Below are 26,971 nucleotides of genomic sequence, written 5' to 3'. Positions count from 1 at the left end.
GAACCGGAGGCCGGTCTGCGCCGGCGCCCGATCCGGGACTCGAAGCCCTGACACGGCGCGGCGATTGCGCTGTCAGCCTCTCACGAGTCGGCGCGCCACATGTGGCGCGGCTCACTCATGGTAGCCACAGGCGGGAGGCGGGGTGGGGCAAACTTCAACAATCCTTCAGGCACCGATCAGATCCGGCGCGGAGCCGGGGCCCGGACGCGGACGGACGTGGTCACCGGGAGTGATCACGACCGGGTCGACGGCCGTCGGCTGTTCGGCCGCGGCGCGGTCGCCGTCGTCCAGTGCCCACGGCGCGGAATCCGTCGGGATCCAGTGCTTGCGCCGGGTGCGTTTGGCCTCCAGATACTCGCGGGCCCGCTCACTGAGCGCCCTGGTACGCAGCGGCACCGCGGTGACCTGTAACCCCTCCTGCCGCAGCGCGTCGACCTTCGCGGGATTGTTGGTCAGCAGCTGCACCGAACGCAGCCCGAGTTCGGCCAGCGCCCGGGCGGTGGCCGAATAGGTGCGGGCATCGGCGGGATAGCCGAGCGTCTCGTAGCTGGTGAAGGTATCCGCGCCGGAGCGCTCGCTTTCCCGGTAACCCAGCGCCTTGGCGATCAGCCCCGCGCCGCGGCCCTCCTGCTCGAGGTAGACCAGCACCCCGGAGCCGGCGGCCTGGATGAGATCCAGCGCCTTGTCCAGTTCCGGCCCGCAGTCGCAGTCCTGCGACCGCAGCGCTTCCCCGTACAGGCAGCGCGAATGCACCCGCACCAGGCAGCCGTCGGCGACCGCCCCGAACAACAGCAGGTGCCCCTGCTCACCGCCCCCGCGTAACTCCACCACCCGAACTCGCAGATCTTGCCCGTTGCGACGGAACCGATGCTCGGTGTCGGCAGGATCCACAACGTTGGTCAATGCTCCTCCGTAGCGAGTTTGTAAATTCGCTCGACCTCACTCACCAGTGGCATTGCCCCGGGGACATCCCCGATCGATTGCGTCGCCACCATTGCGGCGGTCGCCCAGACGTAGTCCTTGCGTGCGGCGGGGCGGCGCGTCGAAACGAGACGATATACCAGGGCGGCGGAGAAGGCAGCGTGAGCGCCGACCGAGTCGTCCAGCGCCGTCGGGAACGGCTGGAATCGGTCGCTGAGCTGGTCCGACCACACGGCGCACCGGAAATCCTGGATCGCGCAGACCGCGCCGACCCCGAGTGCGCGCAGCCGGGTGGCGGTCTGCTCCCCGTTCGCGGGAACGCCGTCGGAGGCCATCGCCAGCGCGTGCAGGTCTTTGTCGCCACCGACGAGGTAATCGACCACGCCCAGGTGCTGATACAAGTACTGGGGCCGATCCAGCCGCGGCGCCGGATGCACGACCACCAGGGGCCGCCGCGGCAGGCTGCGCAGCTGCCCCATGACCTGCTCGATCACCCCGGTCGGTTGTTCGAAGGTCAGCAACACCGCCTCCGACGCCGCGATCGCCGAGCGGATCGCGTCGCTGCGTAGATCCTGGGCGCTCAATCGGATTCGCTCGTCCTTGCAGCCGATCGTGCTCGCCGCCCCGGTACCGGCCACGATCACCGCGGTCACCGGCGTCGGGGCGTAGGGCACCACTTTGACCAGTTCGGTGTCGACGCGTTCGCTGCGCAGGTATTCCAGGATGCGGCCGCCGGCGTCGTCGTCGCCGACCGCCGAGATCAGCCGCACCCGCAACCCGAGCCGGGCCGCCGCGACCGCACGGGCGAGCCCCTTACCGCCGGGATGTTCCCGATAACTGCCGCGTGTGGTGCCTCCCGGCCCGGGGATCCGGTCGACCACGTACATGTGGTCGATCACCGCGTCACCGATCACCGTGACCACACCGCGGGAATCCGCCGTAACAGCTTCGGCCGCAACGGTTCGCGCGGGCTCGCGGAAGTCGACGACGTGCGCGCCGTCGAACACCGAGGCCGTGGCCAGCTGCGCGGCCAGCTCGGTGAACGCCCGGCGCTCGGGAGCACCGCGCAGCGAGCGCACCGTCAGCGTGCTCGGAACCGGTTGCGCCCCAACGGCTTGGTGCAGCACCGCCCACTGCTCGGCGAGGTACTCCCGCCGCTCACCCAGATCCCCGGCGTAGAGCAGACCGGGATCCACACCGGCGGGCGGGTTTTCGCGCAACAACCCCAGCGCCAATTCCGCGTCGACGACGAGCCGGTCGGTGGGGTCCAACCGCAGGGCCAGATCACGCACCAGCGGCAGCACCGCCTCTTCCCGATCGATGCCCGCGCGCCGCGCGTACTGCCGCACGGCCAGCAGATCCAGCAGGGGCAGCACGTCGATTTCGGTGCTGCGCAACCGATCCGAACTCAGCCCCGACCGTTTGCACAACCGGGTGAGGATATTGCGAACGGCAACCATTGCCGAATCCTGCGCGACCATGGCGATGCCACCCTCCTCTATCGGCGCGATACCGGGGCGTCGCGCGCATGTTGGCCACGCAAATCGGGTTTAGCCAGCGGGCAAATAGTCAATTACCAAACTACAACGGCAATTGCGCGCGGGGAACGGCAAATGCCACACTGGATGTGGCGATCCCCATCGCACCACCAGGCACATCGGGAGGGCTGGTGAGCAGAATGATTCTTCAGATACGGCAGCCGCGACGGCGACGGCGCCACCGCCCCGCCGGATCCGATACCGAGCTGGTGCCGAAGCCGGTGATGGACTAAACGAGCCGCCGCACACCCCGCACGGCAACGCACCCGTCATCGCCCGCTCCACGCCGGCGCGCGAGCACACACCGTCTCGGGCTCGCCCCCTCGGCGTCGCGCCCGCCACGCGGCGGGCTCCACGGATCCGGTCACCCTCGTGGCGCCGGCCGTCACACCGATCCGACCGCGCACACCCCGGTCGCCCCTATCCACCCCGCTCGCCCCGCGCTGCGATTCCCCCGACCGCCGCACACCTGCGAGCCGCCCCCTGGACCACCAGGCCCGGCAGCGGAGTTCTCCGCCCGGCCGACCACACCGCCGGCCCCGGCGGAATGCACGATGCGGCGCCCCCGCCGCGCCGCACCAGTGGAGGCACGACGCGAGGCATTCGTGACCATCAGACTCAGCGCCCTGGAGCCGGCCTCACTCCACCTGTCGCACCGGAGACCGCGATGACCATCCACACCACCGAATGGACGATGACCAGTGACATAACCCCGGAATCGGCCTACCGCGACACCGACGCGCCCGACAGCTGGCGGCTGAGCTGGCTACCGGACCGGCGGCTGACCCGCACTCAGGCCCTGGCCGGGATGTCGCTGGACGAACTGCTCAGCGACCCCCACGTCGTACACGACCGCATGACCCAGGCCCGCGTCGAGGTCTACGCCGACCAACTGGGCATCCTGCGCGACCACGCGGTGATCCTGCTCGCCAAGGCCATGGCCGCGCGGCTGGGCCGGGAACTGCGACCCAAGGGAGATCCGGCGCCGCCGGGGCACAGTCCGTGGACCCGGCGCGTGCGCACTCCCGAACCGCCGTTCGTGCACGGCTGAGCGCCGCGGTTCAGGCGTGCGCTGTGTGCTCCGCGCCGACGGCCTCACCGAGGCTGCGATACCCCCCGGCGCGCAACCGCTGCGCCAGGCCTCGATGGATGCGGCGCATCCAGAACGGGCCGCCGTAGATGAAACCGGTGTAGCCCTGCAACAGCGTCGCCCCGGCGAGAACGCGTTCCCACGCCTGGTCCACGGTCTCGATGCCGCCGACCGAGATCAGCACCAGCCGATCACCCACCCGCCGGTACAGCCGCCGCAACACCTCGAGTGAACGGTCGGCGACCGGCGGGCCGGACAACCCGCCCGCGCCCATGGCGGCCACCTCCTCCGGATCGGTGCGCAGACCGTCGCGGCGGATGGTGGTGTTGGTGGCCACGATGCCCGCCAACCCGAGTTCCACGGCCAGATCGGCGACCGCGTCGATGTCCTCGTCGGACAGATCCGGAGCGATCTTCACCAGCACCGGCACCCGCACACTGTCCAGTACCGCCCGCAGCAGCGGGCGCAGCGACTCCACCGCTTGCAGATCCCGCAGACCCGGCGTGTTGGGGGAGCTGACGTTGACCACCACGAAATCGGCCAGCGGGCCCAGCAGGGCGGCACTGACGGCGTAGTCCGCGGCCGCGGCCTGCGGCTCGACGATCTTGGTCTTGCCGATGTTCGCGCCGATCGGCACTCCGCCGCGACGCGCGCGCAGCCGTTCGGCGGCCGCGGCCGCGCCGTGATTGTTGAAACCCATCCGGTTGATCAGGGCGCGGTCGGCGGGCAGCCGGAACAGCCGCGGTGCGGGATTGCCCGGCTGCGGTTGCGCGGTCACGGTGCCGATCTCGGCGAAACCGAACCCCAGCGGCGCCCAGGCGTCGACGCCGTCGGCGTTCTTGTCGAAACCGGCGGCCAGGCCCAGCGGCGCGGGGAACTCGACCCCGAACGCCTCGGCGCGCAGGATCGGATCCCGGGTGACGAGGAGTTTGCTCATCGTCCAGCGCAGCGGCGCGAACCAGGCGGCGAACCGCATGACGGCGAAGACGAGATGATGGATGCGTTCCGGCGCGACCAGGAACATCAGTCGGAGTAGCAGGGCGTACATCGGCTCACATTCCGGGTTCGGGCTGGGGTAGTAGGGCGGATTTTCGCCGCCGCAGCAGCACCCGCCTGCTGCCGTCGGTGTAGGCGCGCACCCGCGAGAGTTCCCAGCCGCCGAACTCGGCCTGGATGGCCAGCCGCATGGACGCGGTCACCCGCGTGACATCCGGCGGCAGCCGCAGCGGCACGTATTCGTAGTCGTCGCTGGTGGTCTCCCAGCCCGCGGGCAGTGCGCGCCCGCGCCCCCGGTGTGCTGCCGGATCGGCAGCTGCCGCGGAATCCTCGCCCGCGCGTGGTGTCCGAGCCATCAGTGCCCTCTCTTCCGATCCTCCGCACCGATCCGTTGCAGACCGTCGCCGGTCGCGGACCCCACGAACAGATCACCGGTGCGTTGCTCGACGGCCACCGAGTTCGGTTGCCGGACGGTGGCGTAGCGGCCCACTTCCTTCGGTATACCAGTCGACAGGTCGAATCCGACGACTTCGTTGCGCTGCGTACACGTCACCCACACGGTGTCGGACCGCTGATCGTAGGCGAGTGCGTAAGGCGAAGATCCTACCGGGAAACGCTGGCGCAACACGAGCGGTCCCGCGGTGTAGACCAGCAGTTCACCGCCCGCGGTGTCGGTGACCACGAACCGGCCGCGCGTGTCGCCGATCAGGCGTGTGGCCCCGTCACCGGCCCGCAACGCCAATCCCGGCCGCCGCTCGCCCGGGTCGAGCTCGAAGATCGCGGTCTGATGCCGGTCCAGCACGGTCACCTCGCCGCCGGCTTCGGCCAGCTCGTCGGCCGACACCAGCCCCGACACCGTGGCGGTGACCGCACCATCGGCCGCCACATCCAGCACCCGGCCGTCGGCGGTGCCGACCAGCAGCCCGCCGTCGGCGCGGGCCAGCACCGACCGCACCTCGCCGTCCACGGCCACCGCACCGACCGCGCCGGAGGACAGTTCCACCCGCAGCACCCGCCCCGGCGCGGCCGCCAGCATCTCACCCGGCCTGCCCGCGCTCAGACCGCGCGCGCGCTCGGGCAACGTCACCGTCCGCACCACCGGCTGGGCCGCGTCCGGGTCGACGACGGTGAGGGTGGTCCCGTCCAGAGCGGCCAGCAACCCGCCGGCGGAATCAGCGGCCAGCTCGGCGACCGGACCGGCGGGCAGCACGCGCCCGGCCGGCGTCGTCGACACCGCCGGCGCGACCGCCGCGGTGGCCGGCTCCCTGGTCGGCAGGTCGGGACCGCCGGCGCCGGAGGAGCATCCCGCCAGCAGCACCAGCACCGCCACACCCGCGAATGCCGAGACGAGCGAGCCGCGAGGGCGCATCGACCGAACTCCTTCTACCGACGAATCTTCCGCAACCTCACCATCTGACCATGATGACGCAACCAACCGACCGACCGGGGTGCCGGCTCGAGCGGAATGTCGGTAACCGGAGTTACGGTGGAGACCACACCGTCCGATACAGGGAGATCCGGGTTGAAAGCCGACCATACGTCGGGATTTGTCATCGACGACATCACCGTCGGCGCGTACGCGCACGGCTTCGGCACCACCGCCGACGGCCACCCCTTCACCTTCCGCACCATCCGCGCCACCCTGACGCTCGAGATCTACCGCCGCGACCTCGGCGACGCCGTCCCCGGTCCCGAGGACGTGCTGGCGGTCGCCGAAGCCACGGTCGCCGACATCGACCTCGACGACGAACGCAGTGTCGCGGCCTTGGTGCGGGATATGATCCCCGACGCCGCGACGATCGACGCCGCCGCGGAACGGGACGTCACGACCGTGCGTGCCCTGCTGGGACGGATCAGCTCCGTCATCGAAGGTATGTAGGAAGCGATGACCCACACACGACTCGCCCGCACCGCGCTCGCCGTCGCGGGCCTGCTGACGGCGGTGGCCGCCGCCGCCTGCGACAGCGGCACCGACGAAGCCGCCGTCGACGCCGCCCGCTCCTCGGCGAACGCCTCGCTGTCGTCCTCGATCGCCGCCTCCTCCAGCGCAGCCCACCCGCCGCTGCCCACCGCCGCCGACCTCGACGCCCAGATCAAGCGGGCGCTGGACCCGGCGCTGCCCGACAGCGAACGCACCGCCCTCATCGAGGACGGCGACTCCTTCCGCCAGGCCATCCCCGACATGTACAAGGCGCTGCAGGACAATCCGCGCGCCGTCTACGGGGTGACCGACCCGGTGTTCGACAACCACGACGGCACGCTGACGGCCACCATGCGGCTGGACAAGGACGGCACCGGCGCCGCGGTCCGCACCACCGTCGTACATTTCGTGCTCATCGACGGCAAGTGGAAGATCTCACGCACCGACCTGTGCGGCATCCTGCGCTCGGCCGACTACCGCACCCCGGCCTGCGGCTGACCGGGCGCCGCGACGCGATGCACCGTTCCGGATCACTGCGGTGGGGGCGGTTCGTGCACCGCCACCGCGTCCTCGTGCTCGGCTTCTTCATCCTGTTCGTGCTGGTCTCCGGCTGGTACGGCCGCGACCTGGCCGGACGGCTGACCCAGGAGGGCTGGTTCGACGAGAGCAGCGAATCGGTGGCCGCCGCCGAACTGGCCGACCGCACCTTCGGCCGCGACACCGACAGCGACCTGATCCTGCTCTACACCGCCCCCGACGGCGCCACCGTCGACGACCCGGCCGTCCGCGGCCCGGTCACCCGGCACCTGGCCGGGCTGCTGGCCACCTATCCCGATCGCATCCAGAAGATCGACAGCTACTGGGACAGCCCGTTCTCCGCCCAGGCCACCGACGCCACCCACACCCATGCCTTCGCCAGCGTCGGGTTGCGCGGCTCGGGCACCGCGACGGTGGAGAACTACCTGGCGATCAAGGATCACCTCGGCGCCGGGCGCGCCGGCGGCGGCCCGGGCGGCACGACGGTGCAGCTGGCGGGGTTGCAGCCGATCGTGGAAGGCATCAACACCGGCATGCAGCGCGACATCAAGCGCGCGGAGATGATCGCGCTGCCGCTGGTGGCGATCCTGCTGTATTTCGTGTTCGGCGGCGTCGTCGGGGCGCTGCTGCCGGTGCTCATCGGCGGCATGACGATCCTGGGCACCCAGGGCGGACTGCGGGCGCTGACCGACCACATCGAGGTCAACGTGTTCGCCAGCGCCGTGATGACCTTGGTCAGCCTGGGCCTGGCGATCGACTACGGCCTGTTCACCGTCACCCGTTTCCGGGAGGAACTCGCCGCCGGACGCACCGTCGAGGAAGCCACCGCCCGCACCGTCGCCACCGCCGGGCGCACCGTGCTGTTCTCCGCGGCCATCATCGCCCTCAGCCTCGGCGCGCTGTTCATCTTCCCCAACGGCGTGCTGCGCTCGGTGCCGCTGGGCGGCATCAGCTCGGTGCTGCTGGCCGCGCTGCTGTCGGTCACCGCGCTCCCCGCGGCATTGAGCATCATCGGACGCCGCATCGACTTCCTGGGCTGGAAACGGTTCTCCCGCACCAGAACCGAAGCGCAGATCGACGCCGGATTCTTCTCCCGCCTCGCACTGTGGGCGATGCGCCGCCCCTGGGCGGTCGCGGTGCCGATCGTGCTGGCCCTGCTGGCCCTGAGCATCCCGATGCGCCACATCGAATTCGGCGGCCTGAGCGAACGCTACCTGTCCGACGACAACCCGGCGCGGGTGGCGCAGGAACGTTTCGACGCCCTGTTCCCCAGCTTCCGCACCGAACCGCTGAAACTGGTGGTCCTCGGCGCCGACCCGCAGCAGCTCGGCGACATCCGCTACGCCGCCAACCAGGTCCCCGGCCTGACCGGACGTTTCGAACCCGCCGCACCCACCAAAGACGGCCTCAACGTGCTCGCCGCCGGGCTCACCGACAAACGCGACGCCGACCGGGTGATCGCCGCGCTGCGCGCCATCCCCGAACCGCCCGGCGTGCAGGTGATGGTCGCCGGGGTGCCCGCCCTGGAACGCGACAGCATCAACGGACTGCTCGACGGCCTGCCCGTGCTGCTGGCCATCCTCGTCGCCGCGGCGCTGGCATTGATGTACGCGGCGTTCCGCTCTCTGATACTGGCAGTGAAGGCGGTGGCGATGAGCGCGCTCAGCCTCGTGTCCACCCTCGGCGTGCTGACCTGGGTGTTCGTCGAGGGCCACGGCGCGGGGATCTTCCACTTCACGCCGGGACCACTGATGTTCGCGGTGCTGGCGCTGATCGTGACGGTGGTGTTCGGGCTGTCCACCGACTACGAGGTCTTCCTGCTGTCACGCGTGTCCGAAGCGCGCGCCGCCGGCGCGGACGCGCCCGAGGCCATCCGCTACGGCATCGCCCACACCGGCGGCGTGATCACCTCCGCCGCCGCGATCCTCATCGTGGTCACCGGCGCGTTCGGCTTCTCCGATCTGGTGCTGATGAAATACATCGCCTACGGCATGATCGCCGCGCTGATCCTCGACGCGACCGTGATCCGCATGCTGCTGACCCCCGCGGTACTGAAACTGATCTGGCGGTAGGTCGCGCCGGTCCGCTTCCCCCTCTGCGCCACCGGCGCCGGCCGCTGGAAGAACCGGCAGCCGAAGCTTCGGGTGCGCCGCGCCGCGAACGGGCGACGCCGACGATCGCCGGTCGGACCACCCGGGCCGCCCCACACCGGGCGGTCGCCGCGGCCTCGGGCACCGGCCCCACGCCCGAGCCGTGACGTCTCCACCGCCGTTCGGCACAGGTCCTCGGCCCGGAAGAGATGACCGGCCGGTCGACTCGATCAGCGGCGGACAGGCAGCACCAGTTGGGCGCCGGTGACCGGATGGTCGAGCACCTCCACCGGGTGCTGGTAGACCTTCGTGAGCAGCTCGGTGGTCAGCACTTCCCGGGGCGGCCCGTCCGCGGCGATACCACCGGCATCCAGGACGGCCACCCGATCGGCGTAGGCGGCCGCGACACCGAGGTCGTGCAGGACGACGACCACGGCCGCGCCCGCCGCGGCGCGCTCGGCGGCCAGACCCAGCACTGCCTCTTGGTGGCCGAGATCCAAGGCGGCGGTCGGCTCGTCCAGCAGCAGGGTGGCGGTGTCCTGCGCCAGCACACGCGCCAACGCGACCCGGGCACGTTCACCGCCGGACAGGGTGGGGAACGAGCGCGTGGCCAGATGCGCGACGTCGGTGACGGCCATCGCGGCGGCGATCTGTTGCTCGTCGTGTTCGCGGCGTTCGGTGCGCACCCACGGCGCGCGACCCATCGCCACCACTTCCCGCGCGGTGAACGGGAACCCGACGGTGTGGGTCTGCGGCAGCACCGCCCGCCGCCGGGCCATGTCCAACGTCGTCCAGTGCGCCAACGGCCGCCCCTCGAGTTCCACCGTCCCCGCGCTCGGCGCCAGCTCCCCGGCCAGCACGGCCAGCAGCGTCGACTTACCGGCGCCGTTGGGCCCGACGAGCGCCACGACCTGCCCCGCGACCGCCTCGAAATCCACACCGTCGAGCACCCGCCGCGCCTGCCCGCCTCCGCGCCGCTGCACGCTCACCCCCGACGCCCGCACGGTCACATCCCCCCGCACCGGCCAGCCGGGCACCTCGTGCACCATCCGCACCCTCACCCCACACCTCCGGTCGAGTGGCACACCACCGACAGCACTTCTCGGCAGTCACCGCAGCCATGTGCCACTCGACGATGCCCGATCACGCCCAGCCCCCGGAGCGGGCTCGGGTGCGGCGCAGCAGCCAGAAGAAGACCGGGCCGCCGATGAGGGAGGTCAGCATGCCCAACGGGAGGTCGGCGTTGTCGACCAGGGAACGGGCGGCGACATCGGCGGCCAGCAGCACCACCGCGCCGACGACGGCGCTGAGCGGGATCAGGATCCGGTGCGCGGGACCGACCAGCATCCGCACCAGGTGCGGCACGATGAGCCCGACGAACAGGATGATGCCGGTGAACGCGACACCGGCGGTGGCCAGCACCGCCACCACCACGATCACGTTGCGGCGCAACCGCTCCACATCCACGCCGAGATGACGAGCCGCCGACTCCCCGAGCGCCAGCAGATCCAGTCGCGGCGCCAGCAGCACCGCCGCGGCGACACCGACCGCGCTCAGCGGCGCCACCACACCCACCGACTCCCACGTGGCCCCGTTGAGCGACCCCAGCTGCCAGAACACGATCTGATCCCGCGCGGCGGGGGAGGCCACGAACAGCAGCAGCGCGATCAACCCGCCCGCGAACGCGTTGATCGCGACACCCGTCAACACCAGGGTGACGACCTCGGTGCGGCCGCCCGAGCGCGCCAGCAGATACACCAGCAACGTGGTCGCCAACCCCGCCACGAACGCCGCCGCCGCCACCGACCACGCCGCCACGAACGCCCCGCCCACCACGATGACCGTGCCCGCACCCACCGCCGCCCCCGCCGACACCCCGATCACACCGGGCTCGGCCAGCGGGTTGGCGAACACACCCTGCAACAACGCACCCGCTGTCGCCAGCGCCGCACCGACCAGCATCGCCAGCACCACCCGCGGGAACCGCACCTCCCACAGCGTCACCTCACCCGCCGGATGCGCGGGCATCGGCCCCAGATCCACCCCGATCCGATGCAGCACACTGCCGGCCACCTCGGCGGGCGTCGTCGGCACCTGCCCGATCGCCGCCGACGCCACCGCCAGCGCGACCAGCCCGGCCACCGCGACCACGAACACCAGCAGCACCCGCGAGCGGCCCCGCGACTTCGGCAGCGGCGGCACCGGCGGCCGCGCCGTCCGCGTCCCCGAAGCACTCATGCGTGACCGGTGCCGTACACCGCCGCACTCAGCGCCGCGATCACCCGGCCGGTGTTGGGCCCGAAACTCAGCAGCACCGCATCCGACATGTCCACCACCCGCCGGTCGCGCCCCGCCGGGGTCTGCGCGATCCCGGGCACCTTCTGCAAACCCTCCACACCGCCGACGGACTTCAACCCGTCCGACATCACCAGCAGCACATCCGGCGCCGCACCGATCATGGCCTCACTGGTGATCGCGGTGAACGGCTCTGTCAATCCCGCGACGGTGCCCGCGTCCCGCGCACGCAACGCCGCGATCAACGCATCCGCCCCCGACCCCGGCCCGGCCAGCATCGTGATCGCGGTGGACCGCAGATACAGGAACGCGATGGTCAGCTGCGGATCCTGGACGGGCACCGCGGCACTGGCGGCGGCGATCTCGTCGCGGGTGCGCTGCCCCAGCGCCTGCCCCCGCTCCGGCACCCCCAACGCGCCCGCCACCGCCTCGATCTGCGGCACCACACCATCCATGGTGCGCTCGGGATCGAAATACACCACCGTCACCCCGGCCGCGCGCAACTGCTCGCGCACCGCGGGCGCGGCGCTGGTGGTGTCGGTGAGGAACACCGACGGCCGCATCGCCAGCACCGACTCCACATTCAATGACCCGTTGCCCCCGGCCACGTTCGGCACGTCCCGCACCGCGGGAAACGCCGCCGAGGTGCTGCGCCCCACCAGCTTGGGCCCCAGCCCCAGCGCGTACACGATCTGGGCGAGGGTGCCGTAGCGGTCCACGGCGATGATGCGCGAGGCGTCGGTGACGGTGACCTGCGCGCCGTCGAACGAGCGCACCGTCACCGGCAGCGCCGGGGTGGGCTCCGGCCCGATGGGCACCGGATCCAGATCGGTCAGCGTCGCCGTCGTCGGCCCGTGCCCGCCGTGCGAGGACCCGGCGTCGGCGCCACACGCGACCGTCCCCGCCAGCAGACCCACCGCGAACAACGCCGCGACGGCACGCCACCACCCGGCTCGGACTCCGTTCCCACGCCCACCCCCGGTCGCTGCAGTGCTCATGCGGGCAAGGCTAATCTGTCTTACTCGGCGCGTGCACTGACGTCGTCCAGGGCCGCGGCGATCGCCCGCGGCAACTCCAGCGTCTCCGCGGCCAGCACACCGGTGAGCTGCCCGATGTCGCGGGCGCCGACGATCATGCTCGCGATACCCGGCCGGTCCCGGATCCAGGCCAGCGCCACCGCCAGCGGCGAGGTACCCAACCCGTCCGCGGCGGTCACCAGCGCATCCACCACCCGGGTGGCGCGATCATCGAGACCACTGCGGATCTCCGCCGCGGTCGCCTCGTCGGCCCCGCGCGAATCGGCGGGCACACCGTCGCGGTACTTGCCGGTCAGGATGCCGCCCGCCAACGGCGCCGAGGCGATCACCCCGACCCCGTGGAACTGCGCCGCGGGCACCACATCGGCCTCCGCGTCCCGCGCCAGCAGCGAATACGGTGTCTGCGCCGCCGTCACCGGCGCCACCGCGGCCAGACTGGCCAGCTGCCAGGCCCCGAACCCGCGCACCCCCGCGTACCGCACCCGCCCCGACCGCACCGCCTGCTCCAACGTCGAGGCCACCTCCTCGAGCGGGGTGCGCGGATCCCACACCGCGACATTCCACACGTCGAGGTGATCGGTGCCGAACTCCAGCAGCGTGCGATCCAGTTGCCGCAGCAGCGCCCGCCGCGAGGTGTCCACCGTCACCCGCGCCGCCCCCGGCACCCCGGCATCGGGAAATCCCCACGGCGCGGTCCCCGCGCACCCGCTGAGCACCAGCTCGTCGCGCGAGACCAGATCCCCGAGCAACTCGGCCAGGATCCGCTGCGAAGCCCCGCCCGCGTAGGCGGGGGAGGTGTCCACCAGCGTGCCGCCCGCCTCGACGAACGCCACCAGCTGCCCCGCGGCGTCCTCGGCGTCGGTGTGCGAACCCCAGGTATGGGTCGCCAGGCCCATCCGCGACACCCGCAGGCCGCTACGGCCCACCGTCCGCTGTTCCATCACCGTGTCCGCGCATTCGTCACGGCGCCAAGCCTAGAGTGTGGAGACGCGACTCGACGCCCACCAGCACAGTGGGTCGCGCTCGGGTGCGCGGGAAACCCGCGGACCTGCGCGTCGGCGCCGGCGCAACAGCCGGGCACGCTGCCGGGGCCTCGACACTGTACTGTCGCTGCGTGATTGGGGCGCCAGGCACGACGACACGACCGGACGCCGCGTCAATGCCCAGGTAGCAACCCGTATTTCGGGCGGAAGTGGAGGATGGTTCGTGGTTGGCGAGTCGATGACCTGGGTGCAAGCCTTGGTGCTGGGTCTGGTGCAGGGGCTGACGGAGTTCCTGCCGATCTCCTCCTCGGCGCATCTGCGCATCGTGTCGTCGGTCTTCTTCGGCGACGACGCGGGCGCCTCCTTCACCGCGGTCACCCAGCTGGGCACCGAGGCCGCGGTACTGGTCTACTTCGCCAAGGACATCTGGCGGATCGTCTTGGCCTGGTTCGCGGGTCTGCGCGAACGGGCGACCGCGCGCGGTCGCCAACAGCTGCCCCTGCACGATCAGCCCACCACGAAACTTCCGGTCCTCACCGCCGACCACCGGCACCTGCTCGACGAGCAGGCCCAGCGCGAACTCGACTACCGCATCGGCTGGTATGTGATCATCGCCACCGTCCCCATCGGTGTGCTGGGCTTCTTGTTCAAAGACGAGATCCGCACCGGCGCCCGCGATCTGTGGCTGGTGTCGTTCATGCTGATCTTCTTCGCGCTGGTCATCGCCGCCGGTGAGCACTTCGGCCGCAAGGAACGCCCGATCGAGCAACTCACCACCCGCGACGGGCTGGTCATGGGTTTCGCCCAGTGCCTGGCGCTGATCCCCGGCGTCTCCCGCTCGGGCGCGACCTCCACCGCGGGCCTGTTCCTGGGATTGGAACGCGAAGCCGCCGTACGGTTCTCGTTCCTGCTGGCCATCCCCGCCGTGACCGCCTCGGGCCTGTTCAGCCTGCCGGACGCGTTCGAACCCGCCGGTGAGGGACTCAACGCCAGCGGCCCGCAACTGCTGGTGGCCACCGTGCTGGCCTTCGCGGTCGGCTACGCCTCGGTGGCGTGGCTGCTGCGTTTCGTGGCACGGCATTCGCTGTACTGGTTCGTCGGCTACCGCATCGTGCTCGGCGCGATCCTGCTGGGTCTGCTGGCGGGCGGGGTGGTCTCGGCGACATGATCGCTAGGCTGGCCGCATGACGGTGATCCTGTTGCGGCACGGTGTGTCGACCTCGAACACCGCCCGCACCCTGGCCGGTCGCAGCACCGGCGTCGAGCTCACCGAGCGCGGCGAGGAGCAGGCGAGGACCGTGGCCGAACGACTGGCCGGGCTGCCCATCGAACGCATCGTGCACTCCCCGCTGCTGCGCTGCCAGCGCACGGTCGCGCCGCTGGCGGAAAAGTTCGGGCTGGAACCGGTATTCGACGACCGGCTGCTCGAGGTGGATTACGGCGCGTGGACCGGCCGCCCCATCGCCGAACTCCTGGAGGAACCGCTGTGGAAGGTCGTGCAGCGGCACGCCTCCGGCGCGGTGTTCCCCGGCGGTGAGGGCCTGGCGCAGGTGCAGGCGCGCGCGGTCGCCGCGATCCGCGAGCACGACCGCGCCCTCGCCGAACAGCACGGCCGCGACGCGCTGTGGGTGGCGTGCACCCACGGCGACGTGATCAAGTCGGTGCTGGCCGACGCGCTGGGCATCCACCTCGACGGCTTCCAGCGCATCGTCGTCGAGCCCGCCTCGATCAGCGTCGTGCGCTACACCCCGACCGCACCGTACGTCTGGCGACTCAACGACACCGGCGCCGACCTGTCGGCCCTCGCCGCGTCCGGCGGGCAACCCCGCGCGGCCGGGTCGGCGTCGCCGGAACCCGAAACCTCCGGACCAGTCCCCGGTGGCGAACTCGGCAATACCGGGAGTGCGGATAATGGGAATGCGGAGCGCCGAGATTCCTTGTAGACAACCGGACGGTCGTCGGATGGAATCCCCGCACCGCGGGTAGTCGTTCAGGGTCACGTATCAGGAGGTGCATGTGTCACGCGCAATCCATGTATTCCGCACCCCCGATCGTTTCGTCGCCGGGACCGTCGGTGAGCCGGGCGATCGCGCGTTCTATCTGCAGGCGGTGCAGGAGCCGCGCGTGGTCAGCGTGCTGCTGGAAAAGCAGCAGGTCAAGGTGCTCGCCGACCGGATGGGCCTGCTACTGGACGAGGTCGCGCGCCGCTTCGGCGCCGAAGTGCCCCCGCAGGCCGAGGACGTCAGCGACAACGCGCCGCTGGTCACCCCGATCGACGCCGAATTCCGGGTCGGCACCATGGGCCTGGGCTGGGACGCCGACGCGGGCGCGGTGGTGGTGGAACTGCTGGCGATCACCGAGACCGAGGTCGACGAGTCGGTGGTACTCGACGACACCGAGGAGGGCCCCGACGCGGTGCGGGTGTTCCTCACCCCGATCCAGGCCCGCGAATTCGCGTTGCGCTCCACCCGGGTGATCGCGGCGGGCCGCCCGCCGTGCCCGCTGTGCGGTGAGCCGCTCTCGGCGCGCGGGCACATGTGCGTGCGCACCAACGGCTACAAACGCGGTGACATCTTCGGCGCGGCCGAACTAGAGGAGTGATTCGGTGGCCGAGGCCGGGGACGGATTCCACAGCGGCGAGCTGACGGTGATCGGGCGGGTGAGCACCGCCAGCAACGTGACCCTGGTCTGCGACGTCGACGGCACCGCCGCGACGCCGCTGCGGGTGGTCTACAAACCCATCCGCGGCGAACGACCGCTGTGGGACTTCCCCGACGGCACCCTCGCAGGCCGCGAGGTCGCCTCCTATCTGATCTCCGAGGCCATCGGCTGGGGCGTGATCCCCGAAACCATCCTGCGCGACGGCCCTTTCGGTGTCGGCATGGTGCAGCGCTGGGTCGTGAGCGTGGACAACCACACCGACCGAGGCGACCGGCTCGACCTGATCGACCTGTGCCCGGCGGGCGCGGTACCCGACGGATTCCGCGAGGTGCTGCGCGCGGTGGACGACGTCGGCAACGAGGTGTCGCTGATCCACGCCGACGATCCGCGGCTGCACCGGGTGGCGGTGCTGGACGTGCTGCTCAACAACGCCGACCGCAAGGGCGGCCACGCGCTGGAAGGGGTGGACGGGCAGGTCTACGGCGTCGACCACGGCATCTGCCTGCACGCCGAGCACAAACTGCGCACCGTGCTGTGGGGCTGGGCCGGTCAGCCCATCGACGACGCGCTCATCGCGGACATCACCGCGTTCGCCAAACAGCTGCCGGGCGCGTTCGCCGACACCCTCAGCGAGCACCTCACCGACACCGAGATCGACGCGTTGATCGAACGCACCCAGCAGGTGCTCGACGAGCCGGTGATGCCGGTGCCGCGCACCTCGCGCCCGATCCCGTGGCCCGCGTTCTGACCGCGGACCCTGCCGCGGGCGGGGTTTCCTGACACAGTTGAAGCTTCCCGCAGCCGGCGCGACGAGGAGAACGCGATGCCCCACTCCACTCCCGACCGCGCGGCACCGACGGTGCGGATCGTCATCGGCGCACCGACCTACCGCATCGCGTTGCACTACGTGCACCTCTACGACAAGAAGCCCTACCCCGACACCGACCTGCACCTCTACGACAACGGCGTCTACTGGTTGAGCTCGGCGGGGGAGAACCACTTCGGGGTCTACGTCCTCACCGAGGGTTCGGTGGACTCCGGGCGGTTCACGATGCGGTTCATCTCGTTGCCTTCCGCGGACTGGGGCGATACGGTCGCTTATCACGAGCTCGAGTTCGACGTCGCGCGCGGCGCGTTCACCCAGATCGCGCTCGCCGACACCGATCCCGACATCCCGGAACTGGACGGCACCTTCGCGATCACGCCCAATACGATCGCCGACCCCACCGGCCGCGCCGACAGCTGATTCAGCGAAACCGTAAATATTGACATCCCACGATTTGCTGGAAGACGCAGGTCGCGGCGGGCGGCCGCCGCGGCGGGACGGTCGTGGTCACCGGGCCGGGCAACGATGATGTCCACCACACCTTTACCCTCGTAAGCATGCAGTCCTGGTCCGACACCGCCCTCCCCACCGTCCCCGGAGCAGGACCGCCGTTGCGGTTGTACGACACCGCCGACCGTCAGGTGCGCCCGGTCACCCCCGGCGCGACCGCCACCATGTACGTCTGCGGCATCACCCCCTACGACGCCACCCACCTCGGCCACGCCGCGACCTACCTGACCTTCGACCTGATCAACCGGCTGTGGCGCGACGCGGGCCACGACGTGCACTACGTGCAGAACGTCACCGACGTCGACGACCCGCTGTTCGAACGCGCCGCCCGTGACGGCGTGGACTGGCGCGAGCTGGGCACCGCGGAAACCGATCTGTTCCGCGAGGACATGGCCGCGCTGCGGATCCTGCCGCCGCGCGATTACATCGGCGCGGTGGAATCCGTCGACGAGGTCGTGGAGGTCGTGCAGAAACTGCTCGCTTCCGGCGCGGCCTACGTCGTCGACGACGACGAGTACCCCGACGTCTACTTCCGCGCCGACGCCACCGAGCAGTTCGGTTACGAATCCGGCTACGACCGCGCCACCATGGAGCGCCTGTTCGCCGAGCGCGGCGGCGACCCGGACCGCCCCGGCAAACGCGACCCCATCGACGCGCTGCTGTGGCGCTCGGCGCGGCCCGGCGAACCGTCCTGGCCCGCCCCGTTCGGCCCGGGCCGTCCCGGCTGGCACGTGGAGTGTTGCGCGATCGCGTTGAACCGCATCGGCCCGGAATTCGACATCCAGGGCGGCGGCAGCGACCTGATCTACCCCCACCACGAATACTCCGCCGCGCACGCCGAGTCGCTCATCGCGGGCCGCCGCTTCGCCCGCCACTACGTGCACGCCGGCCTGATCGGGCTGGACGGGGAGAAGATGTCGAAATCCCGCGGCAACCTCGTGCTGGTGTCGGCGCTGCGCCGCCAGAGCGTCGACCCGGCCGCCATCCGCCTCGGCTTGCTGGCCGGCCACTACCGCCAGGACCGGATGTGGACCGACGCCCTGCTCGAGCAGGCGCAGCGGCGCCTGCGGTTGTGGCGTGACGCCGTCGCCCTGCAGGCGGGCCCCTCGGCCACCGACACCGTCACCCGGCTGCGCACGCATCTCGCCGACGACTTGAACACCCCCAAAGCGCTCGACGCGCTCGACAGCTGGGCCCGCCAGGCCCTCGACTACGGCGGCCGGGACACCGACGCGCCCGCGACGATCGCCACCGCCGTCGACGCGCTGCTCGGCATCCGCCTGTAACGACCCCTTGCCCGCGGCGGCGCACCCGTGATGAGGTTGCCGCGTGTGCGGCATCCCTCTCGGCGCGGGCCTGTTCGGTTCCGGCGGCAAACTGGCGACCCTGGCGGCCGGGCGACTGCGGCCCGCCGCCGACCCCACCGATGCGCGCACGATCGCGGCGCGCACCCGATTCTTCGGCGCGGACACCGTCGACCCCGCCGACGGCTCCCTGCGCACCGACCGGGTCGTGCTGTCGTGGGTGGGTTGCACCACCTTCGCGCTGGCCATCGGCGGTTCGGTGTTCCTGCTCGACGCGTGGGTGCCGCGGCTGACCAGTACCGGTTACGTCCCGGCCACCCCGCAACAGCTGGTGGACCTGGCCCCGGCGGCGATCTTCATCGGTCACGGCCACTTCGACCACGCCGGGGACGCCGGCCGCATCGCGCAGGCCACCGGCGCCACCGTGCACGGCACCGCCGAGCACTGCGCCACGGTCGAAGCGCAGGTCACCGATCCCACCTTTCCCCTCGCCCCCCACGGTGACGCCGCCACCGCGATCGGCGCCCGGGAGGACCGCACCGTCGGCGCGGTCGAGGTGACCGTCATCCGGCACCGGCACTCCGCGCGCACCCCACCCGATCCCGTCGGCGGATCACCACGCTTCTTCCCCCGCCCCGAACCAGGCGTCGTGCTCACCCACCCGCCGACGCTCAGCGGTCTGCTGCAAGGCCTGCCGCGACTGCGAGACCCCGAGGGCGGGGTGCTGCTGTATCAATTCCGGGTACCCGGCTTCAGCCTGGTGTGGCACGACTCGACCGCACCGCTGACCGAACGCGCACCGCAGGTGTTCGACGCCTTCGCCGCGCTACCGGCCACCGACGTGCAGATCGGCGCCGTGCAGGGCTACAACCAGATCAGCAACGGCCTGCGCGATCCCCGCACCTACATCGAAGCGCTGCGCCCGGCGCTGTTCGTCCCGAGCCATCACGACAACTGGCTGCCCGGGCTCACCGCGAGCGCCGGGACCTACGACGCGCCGCTGCGCGCGGAACTGGACAAGATCCCCGCCGCGCGACGACCGGAACTGCGTCCCCTGCACGACCCGGCCGACTACATCCGGCCGCAGCGGCTCACGTTCCCGCTGTGAGCGAGTCCGCTCCGCCGACGCGGGACCGCCGCGGCTGGGGTTCGTGCACGGTCGCGGCGAGCTCCTCGGCGTAGAGCAGCGCGATCTGTTCGGCGTATTCGGCCGCGATCGGCCCGCGCCGCAATTTCATCGTCAACGTCACCTCGTCACCGCCGGGCTCCCAGAAGACCGGCAGCACGGTGAACCGTTTGATCTGCTCGACCCGCGACAAGGTGGCGTTGCCCGCGGCCACACCGCGCGCGATCTCGGCGATCACCCCGGCGTCGGCTGCCAGCGCCGCCGCCGAAGCGTCCGGCAGCGCGTGCTCGGCGGCATACAGTGCCGCGGTCTCGGCGTCGATGACGATCAGCGCCGTGTTGTACGGGCGCGCGTCCCCGATGGTGGCGATCGCGCCCACCAGCGGCGTCGCGGCCTTGATCGCGTTCTCGATGTTCGCCGGGGACATGTTCTTGCCCGCCGAGTTGATGATCAGCTCTTTCTTGCGATCGACCACCCGGAGATACCCGTCGGCGTCGACGGAGAGGATGTCGCCGGTGTGCAGCCACCCGTCCTCATCGAGCGCTTCGGCCGTCTGCTGCGGCTGTTTGCGGTAGCCCTTCATCACCAGCGGCCCGCGCACCAGGAATTCCCCGTCCTCGGCGATGCGCCACTGCATCCCGGGCAGCATCCGGCCCACCGAACCCAGCCGCGCCTGCTGCGGCGAGCAGGCGCTGGCCACGCAGGTCAGTTCGGACATGCCCCAGATCTCCGAGATCGGGATGCCGATGCCGAAGAAGAACGCGAGGGTCTGCGGCGGAATCGGCGCGGCGCCCGACATCGCCCACTTCAGTTCGTCCAGACCGATTCTCGCGCGCAACCCCGCCAGCACCAGTTCGTCGGCCCGCGCCCATTCGGCCGCCAGCCGCGTGTCGATCGGTTCGCCGCGCAGCTGGGCGGCGGCTTTGCGCGCCGCGACGCCCAGCGCCCACTCCAAGGCCACGCGGCGGGCGTGGTCGGGTTCGGCGGCGACGGAGAACTCGATGGCGGCCTTCAGCTTCTCCCACACCCGCGGCACCGCACCCCAGATGGTGGGGTGGACGTCGGCGAGCGCGGCGGGCAGCAGCGACCGGTCGGGCACCACGGTGATCTGTGTGCCGTACACCTGCTGCAGATACAGCGAGCAGAACCGGTCGGCCATGTGCGCCGAGGGCAGGTAGGAGGTCTGGCGGTCACCGAACTCGACCGGCAGCACCGCGTGGAACGCCCGCGCCTCGGCCATCAGGTTGGCGTGGGTGATCTCCACGCCCTTCGGGTTTCCGGTGGTGCCGGAGGTGTAGACGAGGGTGAGCACGTCCTGGGGCCGCACGGCCCGCCAGGTCGCCTCGAAGTCGAAATCGGCGCGGCCCATGGCTTTGAGCTCGTCGAGCCCCAGGATGCCCTCACCGGTGGCGTCGAGGCAGACGATGGTCTCGATCGGCGCGCCGCAGGCGCGGATCCGCTCCACGTACTGCTGTTCGCAGATCACCACCCGGTTGCCCGCGTTGGCGAACACGTAGGCCAGCTGCTCGGGGGCGAGGGTGTTGTACACCGAGAACGAGGTCGCGCCGGTGTGCTGCGCCCCGACTTCCACAGGGTAGAACTCCACCCGGTTGCCCATCATCAACGCCACCGTGTCGCCACGGCCGACACCCAGCGCGGCCAGACCCGCCGCGACCGCGCGGACCTGGTCGGCGTACTCGCGCCAGGTGAGCGTCTGCGTCCCGCCGATGGACCGGACGGCCACCGCGTCCGGGTCGATCGCCGCGCTGTGCTGGAATGCGGCGCAGGACGTGTTCGGTTCGGTCATCGCACAACCCCGTTCGGTACACCCGGCTTTGTCAGACCGTAAGTGCCCGAGTGTGCCGCGTGGGGCGTTTTCGCGCGTTTGCCGTGCACGGCCGACAACTCGATCGCGCGCGGAACCGCAACTCCGGCAACAGAATCGGCGGATTATGTCGTGCCGGGTCCCGCTCGCCTAGGCGACCGGGGCGAGCAGTGTGCTGGGGGAAACGAGCTGCTCGGCCCGCTGCGGTCGGTCGGGCGGCGCTGCCGCTACCGGCTCGCCGCACCGCCGTCCTCACACCTCGACGGGCGTCGAACCGTCTGGCGCACAACCCATTTCGATAGCCACCGGAACGGGATTCCTAGGCGGTCAATGCCGCGACGGCGGTGGCGTACATGGTGTTCTTGATCGCGGCGAGGGTGGCGGGGTCTTTGCCGCCCAGCGGGGTCAGCAGCGCGACGGCGGTGTCGGTGACGGCTCCCTCGGCGGCGGTGGCGTCGACGATGTCCAGGGCCGCGGCGTCGGTGCCGCCGAAGCGGCGGCCGGTGGTCATCGAGGCGACGGCGCTGGCGGGGGCGAGTTTGGCTTGGATCAGCGCGGCCATGCCGGGGGTGAAGGGGATGCGGATATCGACTTCGGGGAAGCAGAAGTAGCCGCGGTCGGCGCGCATCACCCGGTAGTCGTGCGCGATGGCGAGCATGGCGCCGGCGCCGAACGCGTGACCGGGCAGTGCGGCGGCCGTGGGCACGGGCAGGGTGAGCATCCGGGCCAGCAATGCCTGCACCCGCCCGACGTACCACTCGGCGCGCTCGGCGTGTGCGCCGAGCCAGTCCAGATCCAGCCCGTTGGAGTAGAACTTGCCGCTCGCGGTGGTGACCAGGCCCTGGGCGCCGTCGGCCAGGGCGGTGTCGAGGTGGGCGCCGACCTGGTCGAGGAACTCGGGGGAGAAACGGTTCTCCTCGCCGCCGAGGTCGAGGACGGCGATCTTGTCGTGGTAGTCGAGGGTGGGCATGGCGGGTCCTTTCGGGTTCGGGTGCCGGGGATCAGAGGGGCGGTGGGCCGACGGCGAGGACGGCGCGCACAGCGCCGCGCAGGTATTCCCGCGCGTGCGGATCGGCCAGCCGGTCGCGGCGCAGCAGCACGGCGGTGGGCAGGTCGACCAGGCACAGCGTCATGACGTCGACGGCGCGGCGGTCGCCGCGCTGCCACAGCCGGCGCGACAGCCGCACGAGCAGCTCGACCAGCACGGCGTCGGTGGCGGCCAGTTCGGCGGCGACGGCCTCGGGTACTTCGCCGAGCAATTCCTCGCGCCGCACGGCCAGCAGCAGCCGGGAGGAGTCCGGGTGACGCTCGGCGAACACCGCGGGCGCCTCGGCGGCCGCGACGACGGCCTCGACGCCGTCGCTTTGCCGCAGCGCCGCGTCGACCAGTGCGGTCTGCAGGTCCAGGAAGCGGCGGGCGGCGCGCAACCAGGTGCGGCCGAGCAGCTCCGCGCGGGATCCGAAGGTGTGGTAGATCGCGCCGTTGGAGATGCCGGTGGCGGCGGCGACCGCGCGTGTGGTGACCGCGGCGGGGCCGGAGCGGACGGCCAGCGCTTCGGCGGCGTCGAGCACGATGCCGGGGTCGTGCGTGCGAGGGCGGGGCATATCGCAACCATAACAGAGCGATTGCTCTGTTATGAATTGTCAGGGCCCCTGGAAGCCGGAACAGACTCGGCGGCTACGTATTTCAGCAGGTAACAGGTACCGAGGAGTCTTCTCGGGGTACGCATCGGTACTTCCCGTGCTCGGTCCGGGCGACGCTACGATGGGGTACTGTTCGGTCCCTTCCCCCTTGACCGAACGAAGAGAACGGCGCGCGTATGTCACGAGTGGTCACCAAGGAGCAGTACTACGACACCGGGTTGGAAGTGCTCGCCGAACTCGGCTTCAAAGGTCTGAACATCGGCGTACTGTGCCGGCAGCTCGGCGTCACCAGCGGGTCGTTCTATCACCACTTCGGCAGTTGGCAGGGCTTCGTCGACGCCCTGCTCGAACACTGGGAGAACCGCCAAGTGCGCATCCTGGGCACCATGCCGTTCAACCAGGGCAATCCCGACGACGACATCCGCGCCATGTCCGACCTCGCCGCCGGACTGCATCACGCCGCCGAAGCCGCCATCCGCGCCTGGGCGGCCAACGACGAATCGGTCAACCTCGCCCTCAAGCGCGTCGACGAATCCCGCAGACGCACCGTGCACAAAGCGATCAAAGGGGTCGTCGGCGACGACGACACCGCCGCCGTGGTCACCTCGTTGGGCATGGCCATGCTCGTCGGCTACCAGCAGATCGCCGCGGGCGGCGAGAACCTGTCACTGGACCAGCTGCTGGCCGAATACGCACGCCTGATCTACTCCCACGCCCAGCGCTGACCCGCCCTCACCCGAGCAGTTCATCGACGAAACACCAGCGCCACGCCTCACCCGGCTCCACACTGCGCATCACCGGATGGCCACTGACCCCGTGATGCTTCGTCGCGTGATTGCCCGGCGAGGAGTCGCAGCAGGCCACGTGCCCGCACGCCAGGCACATCCGCAGATGCACCCACGCCAGCCCCTCCGCGACGCACTCGGCGCATTCGTCGGGCCCGGCGTAGGCACGCACCAGCGGCGCCTCCCGCAGATGCGCGCACGCCTCCTGGGCCGCAGGCGCGGCCAGCGTTTCGACGCGCTCCTCCTCGGCCTCGTCGAAACGATCGATGATCGACTCCTCCAGATCCAATTGCGCCAGCACATGCTGCAGGATCTCGTAGTCGACATGGCCCGAATCGCGCACCCGCAACACCGTTTCGCGTTCGGCTTGCAACATCGCCAACCGCAGCCGCCGGTACTCCGCGGTGGGTGTCACCTGTTCGGACTCCGCCCGCCCGAGCCGCTCCCACGCCGCGTTCGCCTTCCACGAGACCCGATCACGCAACGTCTGCACCACCCCGGGCGGCGTATCCGGTGTGATCTGCTGTTCGAGCGCCGCCAAACCGGCCGCCGTCGCCTGCTGCAACACATTCGCCTTCTGCAACGCGTCCTCGGCGCGACTGGGCGCACGCAACCGCAGCCACCGCACCAGCCACGGCAGCGAGGTGCCCTGCACCAGCAGCGTCCCCGCCACCACCACCAGCGCCAGCAGCTTCAGCACCGCCAGCAACGGCGTGTCCGGCGCCAGCAGCAGCACCGCCGCCAGCGTCACCACACCGCGCATCCCCGCCCACGACACCACCACCAGCTCACGCACGCCCACCGCCGCGCCGCCGCCGAGGCTGCGCGACACCAGCGAGGAACCGAACACCCAGATCGGCCGCGCCAGCATCGTGGTGGCCAGCACCGCCAGCGCCGACCCCACCAGGGTGGCGTGATCGAGTTCGCTGTGCCACGCACCCTCCACGATCCCGCGCACCTGCAACCCGATCAGCACGAACACCGCGCTTTCCAGGATGAACTGGATCGTGCGCCAATTGATGCGCTCGGCGATGCGCGAGGCGGCGCTCTGCCAGGCCGGCGCGTTGTGCCCGAGGATCATGCCGCACACCACCACCGCGATCACCCCCGAGGCGTGGATGCCCTCGGCGGGCAGATACGCCGCGAACGGCGCCAGGAACGACAGCGTCGTGTCCATCACCGGATCGGTGATGCGTCGCCGCAGCATCGCCAGCAGATAGGCCACCACCACCCCGACCGCCGCGCCGCCACCGGCCGCGAGCAGGAAGTCCGCCCCGGCCGCCCACACCGACACCGTGCCCGCCGTCGCGGCCAGCGCGGTCCGCAACGCCACCAGCGCGGTCGCGTCGTTGAACAGCGACTCGTCCTCCAGGATCGTCACGATCCGCCGCGGCATCCCGATCCGGCGTGCCACCGCCGTCGCGGCCACCGCGTCCGGGGGAGCCACCACCGCACCCAACGCCACGGCGACCGCGAACGGCACCGGCAGCAGCCACCACACCACCACCGCCACCGCGAACGTCGTGAACAACACCAACCCCACCGACAACAACGCGATCGTGCGCGCATTCGCCCGGAAATCCACCAGCGACGTGCGGATCGCGGCGGTATACAGCAAAGGAGGCAGGAAACCGAGCAGAATGATCTCCGGCTCCAGGTGGATCTCCGGCACGAACGGCAGATACGACGCCGCGACCCCGCCCACCGTCAGTACCAGCGGTTCGGACACCCCGAACCGACGCGCCAGCGCCGCCAACGCGGCCGCCGACGCGACGAGAACAACCAGGCCGATCGCGACATGCACGGTGGAATTCTCGCAGAGCGCACGATCGGCAAATGGACCGCGCGGTAGATGACACGTGCGCGGTCCACCGAACTACTGTGCCCGGGCGCACCCACGCGCCATGCTTGTCGACGACAAGGAGGTAGATATGGAGGAGTTCGCGTCCTGGCGGGCGAACGGACGACGCCACACTCATCGCGGCCACCAGATCTTCTGGCGCGACGGAGGCGCAGGCGCCGACGGGACGCTGGTGTGCATCCACGGATTTCCCACCGCGTCCTGGGACTGGCATCGCATCTGGCCCGGTCTGTGCGAGCGTTTCGCTCGCGTCATCGCCCCCGACATGATCGGGTTCGGCTGGTCGGCCAAACCCCGCCACTACGACTACCGCATCACCGACCAAGCCGACATCCACGAGAACCTGCTCCGCGAACAGGGCATCGGCCGGTACCACATCCTCGCCCACGACTACGGCGACAGCGTCGCCCAGGAACTGCTGGCCCGCGACGCCGAACGCCGCGCGGCCGGCGACGAATCCCTGGTGATCGACTCGGTGTTCCTGCTCAACGGCGGCCTGTTCCCCGAAGCGCACCGCCCCCGCCCGGTGCAGCGGCTGCTGGCGAGCCCACTCGGCCCGCTGGTCGGTGTGCTGGGCAGCGAACGCACCTTCCACCGCAGCCTGGCCGCGGTGTTCGGGCCCGACACCAAACCCACCGGTGTCGAACTGCACCAATTCTGGCTGCTGTGGTGCAGCAAGCACGGAAAACGCAACGGCCACAAGCTCATTCGCTACATGGCCGAACGACGCAGGCAGCGGCAGCGCTGGGTGGGCGCCCTGCAGCAGGCCCAGATCCCCATCCGGTTCCTCAACGGCGTCACCGACCCGGTCTCCGGCGGCCATATGGCGCGCCGCTACCGCGAGCTGATCACCACCCCCGACGTGGTGGAACTGCCCCGCATCGGCCACTACCCGCAACTGGAAGCACCCGAGCAGACCCTGCAGGCGCTGCTGGAATTCCACGGCAACCGGGTGCACAAGCCCACCGCGTGACCCCTGGTGTTGGGGGGGGGGGGGGGGGGGGCGCCCCCCCCCCCCCCCC

The 26,971-nt window shown here is 70.8% G+C and carries 26 protein-coding genes; 13 read left to right on the top strand and 13 right to left on the bottom strand.

What is annotated here, in order from left to right; all coding sequences use genetic code 11:
• Positions 1–165: 165 nt before the first annotated feature.
• Together ABZ552_RS12635 and ABZ552_RS12630 are read right to left on the bottom strand one after the other, a co-directional pair.
• The gene (locus ABZ552_RS12635) at positions 166–903 is read right to left on the bottom strand and encodes a GTP cyclohydrolase II (protein ID WP_281918586.1); all 738 of its coding nucleotides are present in this window, start codon (positions 901–903) and stop codon (positions 166–168) included.
• Complete coding sequence (locus ABZ552_RS12630) at positions 900–2,381, bottom strand: carbohydrate kinase family protein (protein WP_357437075.1); 1,482 nt, start codon at positions 2,379–2,381, stop codon at positions 900–902. The genes ABZ552_RS12635 and ABZ552_RS12630 overlap by 4 nt, the downstream gene beginning before the upstream one ends.
• A gap of 745 nt (positions 2,382–3,126) precedes the next feature.
• Here ABZ552_RS12630 and ABZ552_RS12625 point away from each other — a divergent pair.
• Entirely contained in the window at positions 3,127–3,510 is a 384-nt protein-coding gene (locus ABZ552_RS12625; RefSeq protein WP_281918588.1) for a hypothetical protein, read from the top strand.
• A gap of 10 nt (positions 3,511–3,520) precedes the next feature.
• On the opposite strand, the gene ABZ552_RS12620 is transcribed toward ABZ552_RS12625, so the two are convergent.
• From ABZ552_RS12620 to ABZ552_RS12610, 3 genes are read right to left on the bottom strand one after another with little or no spacing between them, the layout of a single operon-like run.
• Complete coding sequence (locus ABZ552_RS12620; protein ID WP_281918589.1) at positions 3,521–4,597, bottom strand: quinone-dependent dihydroorotate dehydrogenase; 1,077 nt, start codon at positions 4,595–4,597, stop codon at positions 3,521–3,523.
• Positions 4,598–4,601: 4 nt separating this feature from the next.
• The gene (locus tag ABZ552_RS12615) at positions 4,602–4,901 is read right to left on the bottom strand and encodes a DUF5703 family protein (protein ID WP_245676123.1); all 300 of its coding nucleotides are present in this window, start codon (positions 4,899–4,901) and stop codon (positions 4,602–4,604) included.
• Positions 4,901–5,914, bottom strand: a complete 1,014-nt coding sequence (locus tag ABZ552_RS12610; protein WP_281918590.1) for a hypothetical protein — start codon at positions 5,912–5,914, stop codon at positions 4,901–4,903. The genes ABZ552_RS12615 and ABZ552_RS12610 overlap by 1 nt, the downstream gene beginning before the upstream one ends.
• A gap of 153 nt (positions 5,915–6,067) precedes the next feature.
• Here ABZ552_RS12610 and ABZ552_RS12605 point away from each other — a divergent pair, with 153 nt between their 5' ends.
• The 3 genes from ABZ552_RS12605 to ABZ552_RS12595 are packed head-to-tail and all read left to right on the top strand — an operon-like array spanning position 6,068 to position 9,075.
• The gene (locus ABZ552_RS12605) at positions 6,068–6,424 is read left to right on the top strand and encodes a hypothetical protein (RefSeq protein WP_281880490.1); all 357 of its coding nucleotides are present in this window, start codon (positions 6,068–6,070) and stop codon (positions 6,422–6,424) included.
• A gap of 6 nt (positions 6,425–6,430) precedes the next feature.
• Complete coding sequence (locus tag ABZ552_RS12600; RefSeq protein WP_281880491.1) at positions 6,431–6,964, top strand: hypothetical protein; 534 nt, start codon at positions 6,431–6,433, stop codon at positions 6,962–6,964.
• Positions 6,916–9,075, top strand: coding sequence for an MMPL family transporter (locus ABZ552_RS12595; protein WP_281880492.1), 2,160 nt, complete (start codon positions 6,916–6,918; stop codon positions 9,073–9,075). The genes ABZ552_RS12600 and ABZ552_RS12595 overlap by 49 nt, the downstream gene beginning before the upstream one ends.
• 248 nt (positions 9,076–9,323) lie before the next feature.
• On the opposite strand, the gene ABZ552_RS12590 is transcribed toward ABZ552_RS12595, so the two are convergent.
• The 4 genes from ABZ552_RS12590 to ABZ552_RS12575 all read right to left on the bottom strand — a co-directional run bounded on the left by ABZ552_RS12590 (position 9,324) and on the right by ABZ552_RS12575 (position 13,366).
• Complete coding sequence (locus tag ABZ552_RS12590) at positions 9,324–10,142, bottom strand: heme ABC transporter ATP-binding protein (RefSeq protein WP_281880984.1); 819 nt, start codon at positions 10,140–10,142, stop codon at positions 9,324–9,326.
• Positions 10,143–10,236: 94 nt separating this feature from the next.
• Complete coding sequence (locus ABZ552_RS12585) at positions 10,237–11,331, bottom strand: iron ABC transporter permease (RefSeq protein WP_281918591.1); 1,095 nt, start codon at positions 11,329–11,331, stop codon at positions 10,237–10,239.
• Entirely contained in the window at positions 11,328–12,386 is a 1,059-nt protein-coding gene (locus tag ABZ552_RS12580; protein ID WP_281918592.1) for an ABC transporter substrate-binding protein, read from the bottom strand. Before ABZ552_RS12580 ends, ABZ552_RS12585 begins: the two co-directional genes overlap by 4 nt.
• 20 nt (positions 12,387–12,406) lie before the next feature.
• A complete protein-coding gene (locus ABZ552_RS12575) occupies positions 12,407–13,366 on the bottom strand; it encodes an aldo/keto reductase (RefSeq protein WP_281880496.1) in 960 nt (319 codons plus the stop codon).
• A gap of 280 nt (positions 13,367–13,646) precedes the next feature.
• On the opposite strand from ABZ552_RS12575, the gene ABZ552_RS12570 reads away from it, so the two are divergent.
• The 7 genes from ABZ552_RS12570 to ABZ552_RS12540 all read left to right on the top strand — a co-directional run bounded on the left by ABZ552_RS12570 (position 13,647) and on the right by ABZ552_RS12540 (position 19,817).
• Positions 13,647–14,576, top strand: a complete 930-nt coding sequence (locus tag ABZ552_RS12570) for an undecaprenyl-diphosphate phosphatase (protein WP_357437231.1) — start codon at positions 13,647–13,649, stop codon at positions 14,574–14,576.
• Between the two features lie 16 nt (positions 14,577–14,592).
• A complete protein-coding gene (locus tag ABZ552_RS12565; RefSeq protein WP_281880498.1) occupies positions 14,593–15,351 on the top strand; it encodes a histidine phosphatase family protein in 759 nt (252 codons plus the stop codon).
• 73 nt (positions 15,352–15,424) lie between these two features.
• The gene (locus tag ABZ552_RS12560) at positions 15,425–16,009 is read left to right on the top strand and encodes a DUF3090 domain-containing protein (protein WP_039798216.1); all 585 of its coding nucleotides are present in this window, start codon (positions 15,425–15,427) and stop codon (positions 16,007–16,009) included.
• Positions 16,010–16,013: 4 nt separating this feature from the next.
• Entirely contained in the window at positions 16,014–16,817 is an 804-nt protein-coding gene (locus ABZ552_RS12555) for an SCO1664 family protein (protein ID WP_357437066.1), read from the top strand.
• Positions 16,818–16,892: 75 nt separating this feature from the next.
• Positions 16,893–17,315 carry a hypothetical protein gene (locus ABZ552_RS12550; protein ID WP_281880501.1) on the top strand — a complete coding sequence of 141 codons (423 nt, stop codon included), beginning with the start codon at positions 16,893–16,895 and terminating at the stop codon, positions 17,313–17,315.
• Positions 17,316–17,452: 137 nt separating this feature from the next.
• Positions 17,453–18,691, top strand: a complete 1,239-nt coding sequence (mshC, locus tag ABZ552_RS12545; protein WP_357437063.1) for a cysteine--1-D-myo-inosityl 2-amino-2-deoxy-alpha-D-glucopyranoside ligase — start codon at positions 17,453–17,455, stop codon at positions 18,689–18,691.
• A gap of 43 nt (positions 18,692–18,734) precedes the next feature.
• Positions 18,735–19,817, top strand: coding sequence for an MBL fold metallo-hydrolase (locus tag ABZ552_RS12540; protein ID WP_357437060.1), 1,083 nt, complete (start codon positions 18,735–18,737; stop codon positions 19,815–19,817).
• Here the strand turns inward: ABZ552_RS12540 and fadD11 are convergent.
• The 3 genes from fadD11 to ABZ552_RS12525 form a co-directional block, all read right to left on the bottom strand.
• On the bottom strand, positions 19,801–21,642 hold the full coding sequence (gene fadD11 / locus ABZ552_RS12535) for a fatty acid--CoA ligase FadD11 (protein WP_281880506.1): 1,842 nt from the start codon (positions 21,640–21,642) through the stop codon (positions 19,801–19,803). The genes ABZ552_RS12540 and fadD11 overlap by 17 nt on opposite strands.
• A 337-nt stretch (positions 21,643–21,979) precedes the next feature.
• Entirely contained in the window at positions 21,980–22,630 is a 651-nt protein-coding gene (locus ABZ552_RS12530; RefSeq protein ID WP_281880507.1) for an enoyl-CoA hydratase-related protein, read from the bottom strand.
• Between the two features lie 31 nt (positions 22,631–22,661).
• The gene (locus ABZ552_RS12525) at positions 22,662–23,264 is read right to left on the bottom strand and encodes a TetR/AcrR family transcriptional regulator (protein ID WP_281880509.1); all 603 of its coding nucleotides are present in this window, start codon (positions 23,262–23,264) and stop codon (positions 22,662–22,664) included.
• Positions 23,265–23,479: 215 nt separating this feature from the next.
• On the opposite strand from ABZ552_RS12525, the gene ABZ552_RS12520 reads away from it, so the two are divergent.
• Positions 23,480–24,028 (top strand): TetR/AcrR family transcriptional regulator, encoded by a 549-nt coding sequence (locus tag ABZ552_RS12520; RefSeq protein WP_281880511.1) that lies wholly within the window; start codon positions 23,480–23,482, stop codon positions 24,026–24,028.
• 7 nt (positions 24,029–24,035) lie between these two features.
• Here ABZ552_RS12520 and ABZ552_RS12515 read toward each other — a convergent pair whose 3' ends face one another.
• The gene (locus ABZ552_RS12515; protein ID WP_281880513.1) at positions 24,036–25,892 is read right to left on the bottom strand and encodes a Na+/H+ antiporter; all 1,857 of its coding nucleotides are present in this window, start codon (positions 25,890–25,892) and stop codon (positions 24,036–24,038) included.
• A 127-nt stretch (positions 25,893–26,019) separates the two neighbouring features.
• Here ABZ552_RS12515 and ABZ552_RS12510 point away from each other — a divergent pair, with 127 nt between their 5' ends.
• On the top strand, positions 26,020–26,922 hold the full coding sequence (locus ABZ552_RS12510) for an alpha/beta hydrolase (protein ID WP_281880515.1): 903 nt from the start codon (positions 26,020–26,022) through the stop codon (positions 26,920–26,922).
• The last annotated feature ends 49 nt before the right edge of the window (positions 26,923–26,971 follow it).

It is taken from the genome of Nocardia sp. NPDC019219 (genome assembly GCF_040632645.1).
GTDB classification, from domain to species: domain Bacteria; phylum Actinomycetota; class Actinomycetes; order Mycobacteriales; family Mycobacteriaceae; genus Nocardia; species Nocardia sputorum.
This window is presented reverse-complemented; position numbering and strand designations above follow the sequence as displayed.

What these genes read in the sequence shown, in the direction of transcription:
- ABZ552_RS12630 (WP_357437075.1), bottom strand. Translation starts at nt 2,381, where the DNA reads ATGGTTGCCGTTCGCAATATCCTCACCCGGTTGTGCAAACGGTCGGGG.
- ABZ552_RS12625 (WP_281918588.1), top strand. Translation starts at nt 3,127, where the DNA reads ATGACCATCCACACCACCGAATGGACGATGACCAGTGACATAACCCCG.
- ABZ552_RS12620 (WP_281918589.1), bottom strand. Translation starts at nt 4,597, where the DNA reads ATGTACGCCCTGCTACTCCGACTGATGTTCCTGGTCGCGCCGGAACGC.
- ABZ552_RS12615 (WP_245676123.1), bottom strand. Translation starts at nt 4,901, where the DNA reads ATGGCTCGGACACCACGCGCGGGCGAGGATTCCGCGGCAGCTGCCGAT.
- ABZ552_RS12610 (WP_281918590.1), bottom strand. Translation starts at nt 5,914, where the DNA reads ATGCGCCCTCGCGGCTCGCTCGTCTCGGCATTCGCGGGTGTGGCGGTG.
- ABZ552_RS12600 (WP_281880491.1), top strand. Translation starts at nt 6,431, where the DNA reads ATGACCCACACACGACTCGCCCGCACCGCGCTCGCCGTCGCGGGCCTG.
- ABZ552_RS12590 (WP_281880984.1), bottom strand. Translation starts at nt 10,142, where the DNA reads ATGGTGCACGAGGTGCCCGGCTGGCCGGTGCGGGGGGATGTGACCGTG.
- ABZ552_RS12585 (WP_281918591.1), bottom strand. Translation starts at nt 11,331, where the DNA reads ATGAGTGCTTCGGGGACGCGGACGGCGCGGCCGCCGGTGCCGCCGCTG.
- ABZ552_RS12580 (WP_281918592.1), bottom strand. Translation starts at nt 12,386, where the DNA reads ATGAGCACTGCAGCGACCGGGGGTGGGCGTGGGAACGGAGTCCGAGCC.
- ABZ552_RS12575 (WP_281880496.1), bottom strand. Translation starts at nt 13,366, where the DNA reads ATGGAACAGCGGACGGTGGGCCGTAGCGGCCTGCGGGTGTCGCGGATG.
- ABZ552_RS12570 (WP_357437231.1), top strand. Translation starts at nt 13,647, where the DNA reads ATGACCTGGGTGCAAGCCTTGGTGCTGGGTCTGGTGCAGGGGCTGACG.
- ABZ552_RS12565 (WP_281880498.1), top strand. Translation starts at nt 14,593, where the DNA reads ATGACGGTGATCCTGTTGCGGCACGGTGTGTCGACCTCGAACACCGCC.
- ABZ552_RS12550 (WP_281880501.1), top strand. Translation starts at nt 16,893, where the DNA reads ATGCCCCACTCCACTCCCGACCGCGCGGCACCGACGGTGCGGATCGTC.
- mshC (WP_357437063.1), top strand. Translation starts at nt 17,453, where the DNA reads ATGCAGTCCTGGTCCGACACCGCCCTCCCCACCGTCCCCGGAGCAGGA.
- fadD11 (WP_281880506.1), bottom strand. Translation starts at nt 21,642, where the DNA reads ATGACCGAACCGAACACGTCCTGCGCCGCATTCCAGCACAGCGCGGCG.
- ABZ552_RS12530 (WP_281880507.1), bottom strand. Translation starts at nt 22,630, where the DNA reads ATGCCCACCCTCGACTACCACGACAAGATCGCCGTCCTCGACCTCGGC.
- ABZ552_RS12525 (WP_281880509.1), bottom strand. Translation starts at nt 23,264, where the DNA reads ATGCCCCGCCCTCGCACGCACGACCCCGGCATCGTGCTCGACGCCGCC.
- ABZ552_RS12520 (WP_281880511.1), top strand. Translation starts at nt 23,480, where the DNA reads ATGTCACGAGTGGTCACCAAGGAGCAGTACTACGACACCGGGTTGGAA.
- ABZ552_RS12510 (WP_281880515.1), top strand. Translation starts at nt 26,020, where the DNA reads ATGGAGGAGTTCGCGTCCTGGCGGGCGAACGGACGACGCCACACTCAT.